Source organism: Anaerobutyricum hallii DSM 3353 (genome assembly GCF_000173975.1).
Lineage (GTDB): Bacteria > Bacillota > Clostridia > Lachnospirales > Lachnospiraceae > Anaerobutyricum > Anaerobutyricum hallii.
In genome coordinates, this window is sequence record NZ_ACEP01000037.1 from 1 (window position 1) to 17,009 (window position 17,009).

At 34.8% G+C, this 17,009-nt stretch carries 17 protein-coding genes and 1 pseudogene; 17 read left to right on the top strand and 1 reads right to left on the bottom strand.

Annotated features, from left to right (window positions below; all coding sequences use genetic code 11):
* Positions 1 to 47 precede the first annotated feature (47 nt).
* Positions 48 to 392: a GntR family transcriptional regulator gene (locus EUBHAL_RS03055; RefSeq protein ID WP_005344732.1), complete on the bottom strand. Its 345-nt coding sequence runs from the start codon at positions 390 to 392 to the stop codon at positions 48 to 50.
* Positions 393 to 676: 284 nt separating this feature from the next.
* On the opposite strand from EUBHAL_RS03055, the gene EUBHAL_RS03060 reads away from it, so the two are divergent.
* The 17 genes and pseudogenes from EUBHAL_RS03060 to EUBHAL_RS03140 all read left to right on the top strand — a co-directional run bounded on the left by EUBHAL_RS03060 (position 677) and on the right by EUBHAL_RS03140 (position 16,901).
* A complete protein-coding gene (locus EUBHAL_RS03060; protein WP_044921719.1) occupies positions 677 to 1,450 on the top strand; it encodes a protein-ADP-ribose hydrolase in 774 nt (257 codons plus the stop codon).
* Positions 1,401 to 2,384, top strand: a complete 984-nt coding sequence (locus tag EUBHAL_RS03065) for an SIR2 family NAD-dependent protein deacylase (RefSeq protein WP_005344740.1) — start codon at positions 1,401 to 1,403, stop codon at positions 2,382 to 2,384. The genes EUBHAL_RS03060 and EUBHAL_RS03065 overlap by 50 nt, the downstream gene beginning before the upstream one ends.
* Before the next feature lie 144 nt (positions 2,385 to 2,528).
* Entirely contained in the window at positions 2,529 to 2,753 is a 225-nt protein-coding gene (locus EUBHAL_RS03070) for a hypothetical protein (RefSeq protein ID WP_005344742.1), read from the top strand.
* Positions 2,754 to 2,773: 20 nt separating this feature from the next.
* The gene (locus tag EUBHAL_RS03075) at positions 2,774 to 2,968 is read left to right on the top strand and encodes a hypothetical protein (protein ID WP_005344744.1); all 195 of its coding nucleotides are present in this window, start codon (positions 2,774 to 2,776) and stop codon (positions 2,966 to 2,968) included.
* Between the two features lie 460 nt (positions 2,969 to 3,428).
* Positions 3,429 to 4,880 carry a PIN-like domain-containing protein gene (locus tag EUBHAL_RS03080; RefSeq protein ID WP_005344745.1) on the top strand — a complete coding sequence of 484 codons (1,452 nt, stop codon included), beginning with the start codon at positions 3,429 to 3,431 and terminating at the stop codon, positions 4,878 to 4,880.
* Positions 4,865 to 5,056 (top strand): hypothetical protein, encoded by a 192-nt coding sequence (locus tag EUBHAL_RS03085; protein ID WP_005344747.1) that lies wholly within the window; start codon positions 4,865 to 4,867, stop codon positions 5,054 to 5,056. The genes EUBHAL_RS03080 and EUBHAL_RS03085 overlap by 16 nt, the downstream gene beginning before the upstream one ends.
* Before the next feature lie 299 nt (positions 5,057 to 5,355).
* Entirely contained in the window at positions 5,356 to 7,134 is a 1,779-nt protein-coding gene (locus EUBHAL_RS03090; protein WP_005344748.1) for a type I restriction-modification system subunit M, read from the top strand.
* 2 nt (positions 7,135 to 7,136) lie between these two features.
* On the top strand, positions 7,137 to 8,363 hold the full coding sequence (locus EUBHAL_RS03095) for a restriction endonuclease subunit S (protein WP_005344749.1): 1,227 nt from the start codon (positions 7,137 to 7,139) through the stop codon (positions 8,361 to 8,363).
* Positions 8,364 to 8,366: 3 nt separating this feature from the next.
* Complete coding sequence (locus EUBHAL_RS03100) at positions 8,367 to 11,390, top strand: type I restriction endonuclease subunit R (protein ID WP_005344751.1); 3,024 nt, start codon at positions 8,367 to 8,369, stop codon at positions 11,388 to 11,390.
* Between the two features lie 161 nt (positions 11,391 to 11,551).
* Positions 11,552 to 11,956, top strand: coding sequence for a DUF6508 domain-containing protein (locus EUBHAL_RS03105; RefSeq protein WP_005344755.1), 405 nt, complete (start codon positions 11,552 to 11,554; stop codon positions 11,954 to 11,956).
* A pseudogene (locus tag EUBHAL_RS16670) lies at positions 11,957 to 12,352 on the top strand ((deoxy)nucleoside triphosphate pyrophosphohydrolase); the annotation flags it as partial.
* A gap of 1,054 nt (positions 12,353 to 13,406) precedes the next feature.
* Positions 13,407 to 13,583: a hypothetical protein gene (locus tag EUBHAL_RS03115; protein ID WP_005344760.1), complete on the top strand. Its 177-nt coding sequence runs from the start codon at positions 13,407 to 13,409 to the stop codon at positions 13,581 to 13,583.
* 213 nt (positions 13,584 to 13,796) lie between these two features.
* Positions 13,797 to 14,720 (top strand): helicase C-terminal domain-containing protein, encoded by a 924-nt coding sequence (locus EUBHAL_RS03120; RefSeq protein WP_005344761.1) that lies wholly within the window; start codon positions 13,797 to 13,799, stop codon positions 14,718 to 14,720.
* Between the two features lie 41 nt (positions 14,721 to 14,761).
* Positions 14,762 to 15,778 carry an AAA family ATPase gene (locus tag EUBHAL_RS03125; RefSeq protein ID WP_044921714.1) on the top strand — a complete coding sequence of 339 codons (1,017 nt, stop codon included), beginning with the start codon at positions 14,762 to 14,764 and terminating at the stop codon, positions 15,776 to 15,778.
* The gene (locus EUBHAL_RS03130; RefSeq protein WP_005344763.1) at positions 15,775 to 16,296 is read left to right on the top strand and encodes a hypothetical protein; all 522 of its coding nucleotides are present in this window, start codon (positions 15,775 to 15,777) and stop codon (positions 16,294 to 16,296) included. The genes EUBHAL_RS03125 and EUBHAL_RS03130 overlap by 4 nt, the downstream gene beginning before the upstream one ends.
* A gap of 52 nt (positions 16,297 to 16,348) precedes the next feature.
* Positions 16,349 to 16,657 (top strand): ATP-binding protein, encoded by a 309-nt coding sequence (locus tag EUBHAL_RS03135; protein WP_005344769.1) that lies wholly within the window; start codon positions 16,349 to 16,351, stop codon positions 16,655 to 16,657.
* Positions 16,647 to 16,901, top strand: a complete 255-nt coding sequence (locus tag EUBHAL_RS03140) for a hypothetical protein (protein WP_005344774.1) — start codon at positions 16,647 to 16,649, stop codon at positions 16,899 to 16,901. Before EUBHAL_RS03135 ends, EUBHAL_RS03140 begins: the two co-directional genes overlap by 11 nt.
* The last annotated feature ends 108 nt before the right edge of the window (positions 16,902 to 17,009 follow it).

Below are 17,009 nucleotides of genomic sequence, written 5' to 3' on the forward strand. Positions count from 1 at the left end.
TCTAACCCCTATATGTGACTTTAGTCGCGGCGTGTTGAATGCTCGCTTTAGCGCTCGTATTCAACACTTGCTCCGAGGTCACATATAGGGGTTAGATTATTTCTTACGGGCTGTCTTTGGCGATGGTCGAAATTATTATTTCTCATCTGATATGTTTCGATAATGTCTTCTTTGGTCATTTTATGGAGAGTAAATCCTCTGCTTGGAAGGATGTCGATATAACGTTCCTGTTCAAGACGCAATACAGCATCACGAAATGGAATTTTTGAAAATCCAGCATCCTTAGCAAGCTGATTTAAAGAATAGATTTTATCCGTTTTTAATTTCCCTTTTTTAATCAGGTCAATTAAATAATCATAAGCTTTTGTCTGTAGTAATTGTGGTTCCTTCATCTGAAAATACCTCTATATTAAAATTATCATTTGTCGTAAAACTAACTATGTTAATCTTAGCGTGACATTCTCTGGAAAAGGATAAATATTATAAAAAAGCACAGTTACTTCCAGGTAACTATGTAATCAATTTGTGCGTACTTTTTTTCTTGCAAATTTTTCGATATAATAGTGCTATCTTGAGGTATAACGGACTTTTTTAACGTAATAATGCAATCCCAAGATATAACAAATAGAAGGTATAGTAAGCAGAAAAATATAGCAAAAAGAAAGGAAAGTGCATGATGAATCAATCAGAACGACGAATTTATTTAATACAGGAACTTTTAAAAGAAAATGCACAATATCGTGGAATGGAGATTCCAACGAATACAGAGGAACAGCGGCTGCTTCTTCGGGGACTTATGAATATCCGCATGCCGCATCCTGTAAGAAAAGAAGTTTTAGAAGTGCAGGATGCATATTTACAGGAAGAAAAGAAGCGGAAAGGCATTGTGGAGCCAGACAATTTAGGGGAAATCCAGCCGGGGATTATTCTCTGGCAGGGAGATATTACAAAGCTTGCATGTGATGCGATTGTAAATGCAGCAAATAGTGGTATGACTGGCTGTTACGTTCCAAATCATCGTTGCATTGACAACTGTATTCATACATTTGCAGGAATGCAGCTACGAGAAGAATGTGCGGAAATTATTGAAGAACAAGGATATGCTGAAGCAACAGGTAAGGCAAAGATTACAAAAGCTTATAATTTGCCATGTAAATACATTTTACATACTGTCGGTCCGATTATACAAGGAACAGTTACAAAAAAAGACTGTGAACTTTTAAAATCCTGTTATACATCCTGTCTTGCTCTTGCGGCAGAAAATGGACTTGAAAGTGTAGCATTTTGCTGTATTTCGACAGGGGAATTTCATTTCCCAAATGAAAAAGCAGCCCAAATTGCAGTTGCAACTGTCAAAGAATTTCTCAAACAAAATACAAGTGTAAGAAAGGTGATATTCAATGTTTTCAAAGATTTGGACAAAGCAATCTACGAAGGAATCCTTCAATAAAATAGAACAATTAAAAGAAAAAATAGAAGAAGCAGATACGATTATTATCGGGTCGGGAGCAGGACTTTCTACTTCAGCAGGATTCACTTATACCGGCGACCGATTCACAAAATATTTCTCTGATTTTCAGAAAAAATACGGATTTCAGGATATGTATTCTGGAGGATTTTATCCATTTGAAAGCTTCGAAGAACACTGGGCATACTGGAGCAGATACATTTATATTAATCGATATATGGATGCCCCAAAACCGGTATATGAAAAACTCTATGATTTAGTAAAAGAGAAAGATTATTTTGTACTCACTACCAATGTAGACCATTGCTTTCAAAAAGCTGGATTTGATAAGTACCGCCTTTTTTATACACAGGGCGATTACGGCCTTTTTCAATGTAGTGTTCCTTGCCATCAGGAGACCTATGATAATGAAGAAGAGATTAGGAAAATGGTCGAGGCACAGGGCTTTGTGATTGGGACAAGAATAGAAAAAAGCACAAACACGTTACATTTGCAACCAATGCGACAGCTAAAAACAGAAAAAGAATTAACTCTGCCAGAAGGAATCATTCCTAAAATGGCAATTCCATCAGAACTTGTTCCTGTTTGCCCCAAATGCGGCAAACCAATGAGCATGAACCTTCGCGCAGATAATACCTTTGTGGAAGATGAAGGCTGGCATAATGCCGCCGAACGCTATAGCGAATTTTTACGCAGACACAAGCACACCAAAACAGTATTTTTAGAATTAGGAACCGGCTATAATACACCGGGAATTATAAAATATAACTTTTGGAATATGACGGATAGCTGGGATGATGCAACTTATGCGTGCATTAACTTGAATGAAGCGGCAGCACCGACAGAAATCAAAGAAAAGTCGATTTGTGTTGGGGCGGATATTGGGGAAGTACTGAACCAGATATTTGAAAAATAAAATGAGAAAACATTCGGACTTGATATAAAAAGTATTCAAGACTGGATGCTTTTTGTGGTGAAAAAAAGACGCGTGTGTTATAATCTATAGTAAATCTATAGAATAAATGTAAAATTAGAAATAGAATAGAAAGGAAGATGTCACATGGAAATCAAAAGCATATTAATAAAAGAGACAACAAAAGAAGAACGAATCCGTATCGTACAGGAAGGACTCAGCCAGTGCGGGGGAGCCTGTGACTTCTGCAATGGCTGTGACAACTTAGGCGGTGGGCTGGTAGATGCTTTTTATGAACCATACATTAATGGCGAAAAAGAACTCCGCCAATTAAACGAAGAATACCGAAGTCATACCGGGCTGGTAAGATAACAAGGCAGGTGAAGTTAATTATGCGACCACCAGAAATTGAAGTTTCTACAGAAGAAGAAAGACGACAATACATCCAAAAAACATTTCCATGCATCGCCGATTGTGATATGTGCGGACTTTGTACAGTATTCAAGGGCAAAGATCCGGAAATAGCATATGAGGATTATATTCGTGGGAAGCGGAGTTATATGGAAGTGTCGGGGGATTATAGATAGAAAATATCCGTGAGGGGGTTCCAAAATGTAGGTCAGGGGGTTCCAAGAGGGTTCCGAATAGATACTAGGAGGTTCCGAGAGGGTTCCAAAACGAATACTGGGGGGTTCCAGAATAGATGTAAAAGGACTCTAAGGGAATTCCCAAATAGGTATCCATGTGAATTTTTCTAAAATTATTATTTTATTGATAAAGAATTCATTTTTGATATTTTAAAGGTTTCTAAGGGTTTTTACAGGTTTCTGAATAGATTGTTAAGGGTCTCTTAGAGATTTCTATAAAAATATAACACGCAATTTTGGATAAATATTATCTGGAATTGCGTGTTTTTTATGGTGAAATTGGAAAAATATGTTACAATTTTTCTTAAATATATAAAAAAGAACGTGAAAAATCACCAATAAGAAAACAAATGAGAAAAGTATTTGGGAGGAAAAAACATGTTATATTATGAAAAATTAAATGGAACTTATAATGAATGAGAAGTATTATAAAAAGAGGTTATACATGGATAAAAAAATAAAAAGAGGTTTGGAAAGAGAACGGATTATTATGGATAATGATAAGGAAAGACAGAGTAATCCAATGATTGCAATAAAAGAACTTCTTCAAAATAAAAATTATATTGTTGTATTAGATGCAAACATACTTTTGAAGATATATCGTTCATCCCCAGATTATGCGGAATTTGTCTTAGAATGTTTGAACAGTATAAAAGATTATATTTGTATTCCATTTAATGTGCAGTGGGAATATGAAAAGCACAGAAAAGATGAGTATGCAAAAAAGGTAAAATCTATAGAGAATTCGGCTGAACTATGTCGTCAACTTATTTCGACTATAGAAAATAAAATAAAGGGACAATGTAGAGAATTATCTAAAGATGGTTATCCAGATATAGATAAGCTCTTTAATGAATTAATAGGAAAAATTACAGAAATTGAAGATAAATTTGATTTATATTTCATAGAACATCAAAATCTAGATTTTTTAAATAATTGGGAAATAGACAAAGTGTTTGATTTGGTAAATAAATTTTCAAAAATGCCAGCTCCTTCAGCAGCGTTTATATATAAACAGTGTCAGGAAGGTCAGTATCGATATAAGAAGAAAATGCCTCCAGGATACAAAGATGGCATTAGTAAATATGGGGATTTACTTGTTTGGGCTGAGACATATGAATATGCCGTATTGAATAATAAAAATGTTATTTTTGTTACAGATGATGTAAAAGAAGATTGGTGGGAAAAATTAGATGATGGTTCAATCCTTTTTAGAAAAGAATTGATTAAAGAATTTTCACATAAAACTAAAAATATAAAAAATAGTGGTGAAAGTTTAAAATTAATTCCTATGATTGGATATGATTTATATCAAGCAATTGCTAGGGAATTTAATATTGAAGCTCCAGATGCAACATCAATGATTTTGAATGCTACAGATGAGTCTTTTGTAGAAGAAGTACATATGGAAGTATTTGATTCAATTTGGAGTGAAATTGCTTATTCAGGAATAAGTTTTCTCCACGTGGATATTTCACATATTGGTTCTGAGGGAGTAGAAGAATGGAAATTGGATGAAGTTGAATATAATGGTTATGAAAGAATAGATGTAGATTCTGGAATAGCGACATATATTATCTCATATTTTATAAAAATGTTTGGTGTGTCATATGATTGCTGGGGAATAGATAATAATACAGAAGATATAATTACTTCTCCAGGAAGAATGCATGAGTGTAGTGGTAGAGTTGATGTATCAGTTACAAGAAAAGTGGATACAACAATTAATTGGAATGAGGATTTTGATTATCAGGATGCAAAGATTCATGAAACATTTATTAAAGAGGATGGATATGAGGATGAGGATTCTGAATTTGATGTATATTATTGTTCTGAATGTGGAAAAAAATAGGATATGAATGGGAAGTAAATCAAAGAGACAATGAAGGGAATACGTTATGTGATAGTTGTATGGTTACAAACGAAAATGGATGTGTGTGTGCAGCATGTGGGTGTAAGTATCCTGAACAAATGCGAGGTGGCTCAGGAACACTTTGTATTAATTGTGAAGAAGAATATGATATTTGAATAACTTCCTGGTGTGTAACAAAAATAAATATAATTATAGTCTGATACGGATACGTATAATAGAAAAACAGATATTTCATATACAGATACAGGATTATGTTTAACATATATAATTTAAACAGATTTTCAATATATCTGATGAGACTGAAAAATACAATAAATGCAAAATTTATAAAAAGATAAAAAATGGTTCAATGAAAATATTGGAAGCTCATACTTGAAAAAGTATGGGCTTTTCTAATATTTTATGATAAAATTTTCATAAAATTACCAAAATACTATACTAGGAGATAAATAAGATGAACAGTAATGATTTAATCACAAATGTTGGAAAAAATTCCAATGATACAGCAGCTCTCATATGGTCTGTTGCAGATGACCTTGTAGGAGCATACAAACCGCATGAATACGGTTTGGTTATTCTACCTATGACAGTAATCAAGCGTTTCCATGATTGTTTACTGCTAACACATCAGGCAGTTCTTGATACATACAAGAAAGTAGAAAAGTTGGCTGTAAAAGATGGTTTCTTGCGTAAATCATCAGGCTATCAATTTTACAATACGAGTCCATTTACGTTCAAGACATTGATTGCTGATCCTGAAAATATCGTAGATAATTTTAAGGCATATCTAAATGGATTTTCTGATAATGTACAGGATATTCTTGCACGTATGGATTTTGATTCTCAGATTAAGCACATGGAAGAAGCTGGTCTTCTGTATCAAGTAATCTCTGATTTCTGTACAGATAAGGGCGATTTTTCACCTGAGAAAATCAGTGCTGTTGATATGGGATATATATTTGAAAATCTTGTTCGTAGATTTTCTGAATCATACAATGAAGAAGCCGGAGCACATTTTACAAGTCGTGACATCATTTATCTTATGAGTGACCTTCTTGTGGCTGGAGATGAATCAGCATTTACAGGTGATGGAATCTCAAAAACGGTTTATGATATGACCATGGGAACATCTCAGATGCTTACCTGTATGGAAGAAAGATTGAAACAGATGGATGCGGATGCAGACGTTACTGTATTCGGTCAGGAGTTCAATCCATTTACATTCGGTATTGCAAAGGCTGATATGCTTATCCGTGGCGGTGACCCTAACAATATGCAGTTCGGTGATACTTTGTCTGATGACAAGTTCAGCGGATATAAGTTTGATTATATTATCAGCAATCCGCCGTTCGGTATTCCGTGGAAACGTGAGGAAAAAGAGGTCACAGCGGAATTTAAGAAAGGTACTGCCGGAAGATTTGCACCGGGACTGCCAGCAAAGGGTGATGGACAGCTTCTGTTCATGCTGAACGGTCTTGCAAAGTTAAAAGATGATGGACAGATGGCAATTATCCAGAACGGTTCCTCTTTATTCAATGGTGATGCAGGGAGCGGTCCTTCTGAAATTCGTAGATATTTAATCGAAAATGATTGGCTGGATGCGATTGTGCAGTTACCGAACAATGCTTTTTATAATACTGGTATTGCAACATATATCTGGATTGTAATGAAGAATAAGCCTGTAACACATCAGGGTAAAGTACAGCTGATTGATGCATCTGCTTGTTGTTCATCTAGACGTAAGAATATTGGTTCAAAGAATGTAGATATTACAAAGGCTTGTCGTGATTTGATTATTAAAGCGTATGGTGCTTATGTAGATGAGACATATAATGGCGTAGATGAAAATGATAATGCAATCATTGTAAAGAGTAAGGTCATGGATGCCATTGACCTTGGCTATAACAAAATTGTAGTAGAAACACCACAGTTGGATGAAGATGGCAATATTGTCATGAAGAAAAAGAAACCAGTAGTTGATAAGTCGAAACGTGATACGGAGAATGTGCCATTAGCAGAAGATATTGATGCCTACTTTGAACGTGAGGTTATTCCATATAATCCACAAGCTTGGATTGATAAGGCCAAAACAAAAGTGGGATATGAAATACCATTCACCAGAACATTCTATGAATACCAACAAATTGAACCATCAGATGTGATTGCAGCACGTATTGAATATTATGAAAAGAGTTTGATGGCAAAATTGCATAATTTGTTCGGAGGTAAATAATTATGAAGACTGTAATTAGGCCTGAAACAGAAATGAAAGATAGTGGTATTGAATGGATTGGAGATATTCCAAGTTCGTGGACGATTTTTCCAGCTAATGGAGTGTTTAGTGAGGTGAAAGAAAAAAACACGGACTTGAAATTTACAAATGCTTTTTCGTTTAAGTATGGTGAAATTGTTGACAAAAAGCAAGTTGGTGATGTGGATAATAATTTAAAAGAGACTTTAAGCTCATATACAATCGTTAGAAAAAATACCATTATGATTAATGGATTGAATTTGAATTATGATTTCGTATCACAAAGAGTAGCTATTGTAAATGAAAGCGGAATTATTACATCTGCATATTTAGCTATACAGCCTGATGAAAATAAAATAAATCCTAGATTTGTGCTTTATTTGTTAAAATCTTATGATTATCAACAAGTTTTTCATGGATTAGGAAGTGGCATACGAAAAACGCTTAAATATCAGGATTTCAAGAAGATAATGATTGTAGCACCAACACTATCCGAACAGCAGGTCATTGCCGATTATTTGGATAAGACTTGTTCCCAAATTGATGAAATCATTGCAGAAGCAAAGGCAAGTATTTATGAATATAAGGAACTGAAACAGTCTGTAATTTTTGAAGCAGTGACAAAAGGTCTTGATAAAAATGTTGAGATGAAAGACAGTGGTGTGTATTGGATTGGTAAAATTCCGTTAGATTGGGAAATCATCAAAACAAAATATGTCATTAAAATTGAAAATGGGTCAAACCCATCGACAGAAGGGAAAATTCCAGTATATGGGAGTGGAGCAAAAAGTTTTAAGACATGCGGTGAATATAAAGAAGGGCCAACGGTTTTACTTGGGAGAAAAGGAGCCACCTTACATATTCCTCATTATATAGAGGGTAAATACTGGAATGTTGACACAGCATTTAACACTATCCCGATAAATAATAAAATTGAACTTAAATATTTTTATTATGTTGCTAGTTGTTTTGATTATAACAAATATATTTCTCAAACAACATTACCGGGAATGACTCAGACCAATTATAGAAATATATATATGCCATATCCATCAATTACAATTCAAGAAGAATTAGTAAAGTGGTTGGACAATAAAATATTTGAACTTGATTCCCTCATTTCTGAAAAAGAATCTCTTATCAATGACCTTGAAGCATACAAAAAATCACTGATTTACGAAGTGGTAACAGGAAAAAGAAAGGTGGTATAACCTATGGCTGAAAATGAAAAACAGTTTGAATCCAATATCGAAGCCTTTCTTATCTCATCTGCTGGTGGATATGAAAAGGCAACAGATGCTGGATATACCTCATCTTCTGGTATGGCGTTGGATATTCATACGTTGGTTGGGTTTGTGAAAGCAACCCAGCCAATTATGTGGCAGCGTTTTGAAAAACAGTGTAACTCTGACCCATACAAGAAGTTTTATAAATGTTTTGAAGACGCCGTACAGATGGATGGCTTGCTGTCTGTCATGCGACATGGATTTAAACATCGTGGAATGGATTTTAAGGTTTGCTATTTCAAGCCTGAATCCACTCTGAATGATGTTGCTGTAAAAAGATATGAGCAGAATGTGTGTCAGTGTATCAGACAGTGGCATTATTCAGAGCAGAACAACAATTCAGTTGATATGATGCTTGCAATTAATGGTATTCCAGTGGTTGCGATTGAATTAAAAAATCAGCTGACAGGTCAGACAGTGGACAATGCAAAATTGCAGTGGCAGTATGACCGTGACCAGAGGGAACCTGCATTTTGGCTGAATCATCGTATTCTGGCGTATTTTGCAGTAGACCTTTACGAAGCATGGATGACTACTGAGTTAAAAGGTACAGATACATATTTCTTGCCATTCAATCAGGGTTCCAATGGTGCCGGAAATGACGGTGGTGCAGGTAATCCGCAGGCAGAAGATGATAATTATGTGACATCTTATATCTGGGAAAACGTATTACAGAAAGATAGTTTGCTGGATATTATCCAGAAGTTCATCAGCTTTGAGGTGAAGACCGAAAAGAAAGATGGAAAGAATGTCACAAAGAAGCGTCTGATTTTCCCTAGATTTCATCAGCTGGATGTAGTACGTAAGCTGATTGCTGATGTGCGTGAGAATGGTTCAGGAAATAATTATCTGATTCAGCACTCAGCAGGTTCAGGAAAGTCAAATTCTATTGCATGGACAGCGTATCGTTTGGCATCCTTGCATAATGATGATAATGAACCTATATTTACATCGGTTGTTATCGTAACTGACAGACGCAATCTGGATGCACAGTTACAAGAAACAATCACTGGATTTGACCATACACTTGGTAGTGTATGTGCAATCGATGAAAAGAAATCTTCTAAGGATTTAAAGGATGCTTTGAATGCTGGAAAAAGAATCATTGTAACAACATTGCAGAAATTCCCGGTCATTTATGAAGAAGTAGATGATACAACAGATAAGCGGTTTGCGATTATCGTGGATGAAGCACATTCTTCACAGACTGGTTCTTCGGCAATGAAATTGAAGGCTGCACTTGCGGATGTGTCAGATGCTCTGAAAGAGTATGCGGAATTGGAAGGAAAAGTTGAGAATGAATTGTTAGATGACAATGACCGTCTGGTACGTGAAATGATTGCTCATGGAAAACATAAGAATCTTTCATTCTTTGCGTTTACAGCAACACCAAAGGGTGCGACATTAGAGATGTTCGGTACAGAATGGAATGATGGTTCTTATCATCCATTCCATGTATATTCGATGCGTCAGGCAATCGAAGAAGGATTTATTCTGGATGTTCTTCAAAACTATACAACATATAAAACTTGCTATCAGATTGCGAAGAACACAAAGGATAATCCAGATGTTCCGCAGTCAAAAGCACTGAAGACAATCAAGAGATACGAAGAACTGCATCCGTATAACATTCAGCAGAAATCAGCGATTATTGTTGAAACATTCCGTAATATAACGAAGCAGAAAATTAAAGGGAAAGGAAAGATGATGGTTGTAACAGCATCGAGACTTGCTGCGGTTCGTTACTATCATGAGATTAAGAACTATTTGGAATCAAATAGTTATCATGATGTGGAAATTTTGGCTGCGTTCTCTGGTTCTATCAAAGACCCAGGTGACCAGAAAGAGATTGAATGGACAGAAAGCAAGCTGAATGGTGTGAATGAATCACAGACAAAACAGGTATTCCATGATGAGGGAAATATTCTGATTGTAGCTGAGAAATATCAGACCGGATTTGATGAACCATTACTTCATACAATGATTGTTGATAAGAAATTACGTGGTGTAAAAGCGGTTCAGACACTGAGCAGATTGAACCGTACATATCCAGATAAACAGGATACATTTATCATTGATTTTGTGAATACAAAAGAAGATATTTTGAAAGCGTTTCAGCCGTTCTATCAGGAAACATCATTGGCTCAGGAAATCAATACTGATTTGATTTACAAGACACAGAAGATGTTGCGTGCTTTTAAAATCTATGATGATACTGACATCGAAAAAGTAAATAAAATTTATTTCGATGAAGATAAACGTAAGGCGAATAAGATTCAGGCAGCGGTGACAAATGCATTGTTACCGATTCAGCAGAAGTATAACGCATTGAATCAGGAACAGAGATACCAGTTCCGTAAACTTTGCAGAACATTTGTTAAATGGTATAGCTATATTACTCAAATTGCTCGTATGTTTGATAAGCCTTTACATGAAGAATTTGTTTTCTGCTCTTATCTGGCTAAAGTTATTCCAGCAGACCCCAAAGTTCCTTTTGAACTTGCAGATAGAGTAAAGCTTGAGTATTATAACCTTGAAAAAACATTTGAAGGTTCTATTGAGCTTACGAAAGAAGAAAAGGGCAGTTATGAACCTGCTAAATTAAAGAAACCTGTAAAAATGGTAGAAACACTTAGTCCACTAGAAAAAGTTATTGAAAAGATAAACGAACAGTATATGGGAAATTTTACTGAAGGGGATAAAGTTGTAATTACGACACTTCACCAGAAATTAAAAAATAACAAGAGGTTGGTAAAAGCAGCAAAGACAGATGGACGGCAGATTTTTGAAAAGAATATTTTCCCACAACTTTTTGATGATGCTGCACAAGAAGCGTACATAGAAAGTACAGAAACATACACAAAATTGTTTGAGGATGCGGGAAAATACCGTGCAATCATGGGTGCTTTGGCTCATGCTATGTTCGAGGAGTTACAAAATACTCATGAATAAAGAAAGGGAGCGTTTATTTGTTTGGCCGTAGGTTAAAATAATTATTGATTAACAATAAATTGAAGTGAGAAGTCATTATTCAATCCGGTTTAAAAGTGGATATGGAACAACCGTAAATATACATTTTGTGATGTTAATAAAATTGAAAGCAGATGAATAGAATGGTTGATACAAAATTTGATAAGTTCATAGGGCTTTTAGAACTATTGGAAACTAACAGTGTTGGAGAATGGATAATAGATAAAGGACACAAAGGAACGGAAGATGACCCTATACACTTTCCATATCCAATATATACAGAAGTAGTTTATGAGTTTGAGCATGAAAATCCAGAATATGAGTTGACAAAATATGAAGAACTTTTTAAAGAACGAGGTCTAGAATGGGGACAAGGTTCAATGGAAAATGCCGATGTTTCCCATATGGATGCACAAAGTATTATGGCATTATTTATGGGTATGGTGCAAAGCGAGAGATTTTGTGATGGTGCTATTATGGAAATGATAAAATCTGGAACTGTCAGGAAATGGCTCATGCGCTTGAAAGAGCTTAAGGAGAGGCAGTAAATGAAGATTATTAGAGTTGTTGCCGCAGTTATTTGTGATTCGGTAAAAGAAAAGCATAAAATATTTGCTACGGCAAGGGGCTACGGAGAATTTAAAGGTCAATGGGAATTCCCAGGTGGAAAAATAGAAGAAGGGGAAACATCGGAACAGGCATTAAAACGTGGAATTGAAGAAAAATTGGATATAAAAATTGAAGTATATGATCTGATTGATACCATCGAATGCGATTATCCTAATTTCCGCCTTTCAATGGAATGCTTTTGGTGTGAAACAATAACTGGGAAGCTGGTACTGAAGGAGGCAGAGTCAGCTAAGTGGTTAAGGAAAAATGAGTTAGATTCAGTTCAATGGTTGCCGGCTAATTTAACATTGATAGAGAAAATTCGCAGTGAAATGATTGTAAATAAGGAGCTTATTTTAACTGAAGAAACAGAAAAGTTAGAAGGAGAGATTGTTTTAGATAGTAAAGGTAATAAAACTCTTAAAATTCATGAAGGAATGACAAATATTGATTTTGCTGGCGCCGTTGATAGATTGGCACAATATGTTAACATCGCAGAAATTGCATCTACAATAGAAAAGGGTGTCGAATATGTTGTTCAAATACCAGCACAGTATCAAAAGCAATATGAAGCAGGTGAGTATTTTATTAATCAAAATAAAACAACTGGAATAGAATGGCCCATATTAATGAGAAAGGCTGAAAATGGACAGTATAGATTTGTGGATGACTTACCAATTAAGCAGCAAGAATTTATAGAAGGTAATCCTTTCCAAGACATTTGCAATAGTTATCATAATATATGTATGCAACAGCAAATGGCCCAGTTGTCAGAAAGAGTAGAAGAAACTTATCAGATAGTTAAAATGCTTGAACGAGGACAGCAAGATGATAGAGTAGCATTTATTGAAGCGGGAAGAAAAGAAATAATGCTTGCTTTGACACTACAAGATGAAAATGATAGGAATAAGCAAATATGGTTTGGAATCAACAATTTACTATTAGGCCGGGAGCAGATTGGTAAAGCAATGGTTCGCCGAATAGAGGATTTTGAACCTTTACCAGAGAGTAGAGTGGTGCTTTTCTTAAATACATTGGCTCATAATAATTATCAGAACAAAAAGGATGATGAAATTGAAAATATCCAGGAATGCTACGAAATGTATTTGCAAGCTACAAAGATGATTGCAGGAGCATACGCATATAAAGGTGAAATGGCTGCTGTTGAACAGATATTTGAAGATGGCATATCTTTTTTTGATAGTATAGATTTTGGTAAACTTAAGTCTATAGAGTTGGCACACAGGGGCGTTGATCTTGATGATATGTTCTATAATCATGCTTCACAGTATGTGGAAATCGAAAAGAAACAATGTGTAGAAAGTGGCAAATCATATAATTATGTTGCACTTGAAGTTACTGGTGATAAATTATTGGAGGTGTTGTCAGATGGCGGAGAAGTTTCAAAAGAAAAAGCTGAATAGAGATGATCATAAGAAAATGGATAATGCTGCCAAGCATGTGAGAAGAGTTATTTTAGGTGCACTCACAACATGCGTAATTGTGGCAAAAAAGAATGGTCCTAAAATTATGAGCGCGGCTAAGAATATAATTACGAAGGTATAGATACCCCTATTTCGTTTGTTTGACTAATGCAAAGAGGGATAGTGACATTAGTGCAAAAGTCGGAGAAAGCCTATAAATAAAGGATTTTCATATTTACTTTTGCCAAAAAGATAGGGCGATGTCCCACTGAATGCTAAATGTACTATAATTATGCACATTTAATACAAAATATAGTGTTTCTGCGGGGGGGGGGTAGATGTACCGTCAGTAGATATGGTCTTATTTTTACGACCAACAGAATCTCCAATTGTATTTTTACAACAGCTTGGCAGAGGACTTCGAAAAAGTAAAGGAAAAGAATATCTCAATGTATTGGATTTTATCGGTAATTATGAAAAAGCAGGACGAACCCGCTTTTTGTTAACAGGAAAAAATCTTTCAGAAAAGAATAACTACTATTCTTTAAATCAATCTGATTTTCCGGATGATTGTCTTATTGATTTCGATATGAAGATAATTGACTTATTTGCCGAAATGGACAAGAAGAACCTGAAAATAAGTGAGCAAATTCAAAAAGAATATTTTAGAGTTAAGGAATTGTTGGGAAGAACACCGTCACGAATGGAGCTGTTTATCTATATGGAAGATGATATTTATGAATTGGCAATTACACATGCAAAAGAGAATCCATTTAAAAGATATCTAAGTTATCAGAGAAGCTTAAAAGAACTTACAGCAAATGAAGAAGTATTTTACCAGAATGAAAATGGCAGAGAATTTATAAACCCGCTAGAAAATACGAGTATGTCAAAAGTTTATAAGATGCCTGTACTTAGGGCATTTTATAATGAAGGAAATGTGCGTCAGGAAATTTCAGAAGAACAGCTTCTGGCAAGCTGGAAGGCATTTTTTTCTACAAGAACGAATTGGAAAGACCTTGACAAAGAACTTACCTATGAAAAATATCTTGCAATTTCAGATAAAGACCATTTGAAAAAAATTTTAAAAATGCCAGTGCACTATTTGTTGGAGTCAGGGAAAGGCTTTTTTGTTAAAAAAGAAAGAGCGGCATTGGCTCTTAAAGACGAGATGAAAGAGGTACTAGACAATCCTGTGTTTATAAAGCAAATGAAAGATGTTGTGGAATATAGGACAATGGATTATTATAGAAGAAGGTATAAGGAGAAAGACAATTAAATATCTATTAAAAAAGTGAGGTTAGCTTATGGAGGATGAAAATGCCATTAACAAGAATCAAAATTGAAAACTTTACAGTATTTGAAGACATAACAATTCCTTTTAGCAAAGGTTTAAATATACTGGTCGGAGAAAATGGAATGGGAAAGACACATGTTATGAAGTTAGCATATGCAGCATGTCAGTCACGTAAGCATGATGTCTCATTTTCTCAAAAAACAACGATGCTTTTTCGTCCAGACCAGTCTGGTATTGGACGCTTAGTAAATAGGAATAAGAATGGGGAAAATACGGCGAGGGTTCTAGTAGAATCTGATATAGCCCAGATAGGTATGTCATTTTCGACAAAAACTAAAAAGTGGGATGCAGAAGTTAAATCAGAAGAAAAATGGGAAAAACAAATGTCAGGTACGACTAGTGTATTCATTCCTGCAAAGGAGATTTTATCGAACGCATGGAATCTGGATGCAGCAGTAAAGATGGGAAATGTAGAATTTGATGACACATACCTAGATATTATTGCAGCAGCAAAAATTGACATTTCCACAGATGTAGATTCTGTAGCAAGAAAAAAATATTTAAAGATTTTACAGAAAATCAGTAATGGAAAAGTAACAGTTCAAGATGATAGATTCTATTTAAAACCAGGGACGCAGGCTAAATTAGAGTTTAATTTAGTTGCAGAAGGAATTCGGAAGATAGCACTTTTATGGCAGTTAATTAAAAATGGTACTTTAGAAAAAGGGTCTGTGTTGTTTTGGGATGAACCAGAAGCAAATATTAATCCTAAGTATATCCCAGTATTGGCAGAGTTATTAATTATGTTAGAAAAAGAAGGAGTACAAATATTTGTCTCTACTCATGATTATTTTCTGTCTAAATATATTGAGGTAAAGCGAGAGAAGGATAGCGATGTTCAATATATTTCTTTGTATAAAGATGAAAAGAATCAGGTACAGTGTGAGATAGCTAAGGAGTTTGAATTATTAGAGCATAACACAATTATGGATACTTTCCGCCAACTTTATAGAGAAGAAATTGGGGTGGCATTAAAGTGAAAATAATAAGAGAGTCTGAAATGGATTTTGGAGAATTTGATGAGAAAAATTTATTTCATATAGAGGATTCTAAAATCTATAAAAGTCTTGGTTCTGGAATAAAAACAGTAGAATTTGTTTTAAAATATAATGAAAATAGTATTGTATTTTTGGAGGCAAAGAAAACGTGTCCTAATGCAGCAAATAGATATGAGTCTAAAGAAAAACAAGATAAATTTGAAGAGTATTATTCATCTATAACGGAAAAGTTTATCGCATCTCTACAAATTTATTTGGCTACAATTCTAAGCAGATTTCAAGATTCTTCAGAGGTAGGGGATTCTTTAAATTCTATAAATGCGATGAAAGAGGCTAAATTAAAATTTATTCTTGTTGTAAAAAATGCAGAGGATATTACGTGGCTGGTTGGTCCAATGGCAGAGTTAAAAGCTAGATTACTTCAAATTCGTAAAATATGGGATATTGAAGTGGCAGTTTTAAATGAAGGACTTGCTAGAGAACATAAATTAATTAAATGAGAAATTTTACAGCACAAGTCAAGATGGCTTCATTTAATTGGGAGGTGAAAAAATGTATCTAAATAAAGTAACAGTCAAAAATTTCAAAGCCATCACAGACATGGAACTGAGTTTCACACCAGGAGTAAATCTCCTAATTGGTGATAATGGCACAGGTAAAAGTTCTATGTTAGAAGCAATTGGAGTGGCAATATCTGGAATTTTTAAAGGTATTTCTAGTGTTTCAACAAAAGGAATCAGTCAGAATGATATTCATTTTAAAACAAGTGGGAAGGGTGATGCTTCAACAGAAATATCTTATGGTATACCAGCCGAGATCACAGCTTTTATTGATATGGATTCAGAAGAAAATGCCAATTAAGGAATATGAGGCATTTAAGTTTATCGTTTCTTGCTTTATGAAGAAAATAAATGGATTAGATAATGCACCAGAAATATATTATTCTAGTCAATTTGAAGAGATAGTATATCAGGAGAATAATATGGTAATGCCGATTACTATGCTGAGTGCAGGATATCAGTCTTTATCCTTTTACAGCAAGAAGACTCCGACCTCTAAGGTGGGAGATGAATTGCGTCTATACCTACTTGATAGAGCATCCTGATTATAGTATAGTATCTTTAGTCGGATAATAAAAAATTGAGATAATAATGCACATTTAGTATTCTTACTATACTATCATCTTGCGCTTGTGTTCAAGTATCGCAGGAGG

Coding starts and splice junctions, on each gene's coding strand:
- EUBHAL_RS03055 (WP_005344732.1), bottom strand. CDS start 392: ATGAAGGAACCACAATTACTACAGACAAAAGCTTATGATTATTTAATT.
- EUBHAL_RS03060 (WP_044921719.1), top strand. CDS start 677: ATGAATCAATCAGAACGACGAATTTATTTAATACAGGAACTTTTAAAA.
- EUBHAL_RS03065 (WP_005344740.1), top strand. CDS start 1,401: ATGTTTTCAAAGATTTGGACAAAGCAATCTACGAAGGAATCCTTCAAT.
- EUBHAL_RS03070 (WP_005344742.1), top strand. CDS start 2,529: ATGGAAATCAAAAGCATATTAATAAAAGAGACAACAAAAGAAGAACGA.
- EUBHAL_RS03075 (WP_005344744.1), top strand. CDS start 2,774: ATGCGACCACCAGAAATTGAAGTTTCTACAGAAGAAGAAAGACGACAA.
- EUBHAL_RS03080 (WP_005344745.1), top strand. CDS start 3,429: ATGGAACTTATAATGAATGAGAAGTATTATAAAAAGAGGTTATACATG.
- EUBHAL_RS03085 (WP_005344747.1), top strand. CDS start 4,865: ATGTGGAAAAAAATAGGATATGAATGGGAAGTAAATCAAAGAGACAAT.
- EUBHAL_RS03090 (WP_005344748.1), top strand. CDS start 5,356: ATGAACAGTAATGATTTAATCACAAATGTTGGAAAAAATTCCAATGAT.
- EUBHAL_RS03095 (WP_005344749.1), top strand. CDS start 7,137: ATGAAGACTGTAATTAGGCCTGAAACAGAAATGAAAGATAGTGGTATT.
- EUBHAL_RS03100 (WP_005344751.1), top strand. CDS start 8,367: ATGGCTGAAAATGAAAAACAGTTTGAATCCAATATCGAAGCCTTTCTT.
- EUBHAL_RS03105 (WP_005344755.1), top strand. CDS start 11,552: ATGGTTGATACAAAATTTGATAAGTTCATAGGGCTTTTAGAACTATTG.
- EUBHAL_RS03115 (WP_005344760.1), top strand. CDS start 13,407: ATGGCGGAGAAGTTTCAAAAGAAAAAGCTGAATAGAGATGATCATAAG.
- EUBHAL_RS03120 (WP_005344761.1), top strand. CDS start 13,797: ATGGTCTTATTTTTACGACCAACAGAATCTCCAATTGTATTTTTACAA.
- EUBHAL_RS03125 (WP_044921714.1), top strand. CDS start 14,762: ATGCCATTAACAAGAATCAAAATTGAAAACTTTACAGTATTTGAAGAC.
- EUBHAL_RS03135 (WP_005344769.1), top strand. CDS start 16,349: ATGTATCTAAATAAAGTAACAGTCAAAAATTTCAAAGCCATCACAGAC.
- EUBHAL_RS03140 (WP_005344774.1), top strand. CDS start 16,647: ATGCCAATTAAGGAATATGAGGCATTTAAGTTTATCGTTTCTTGCTTT.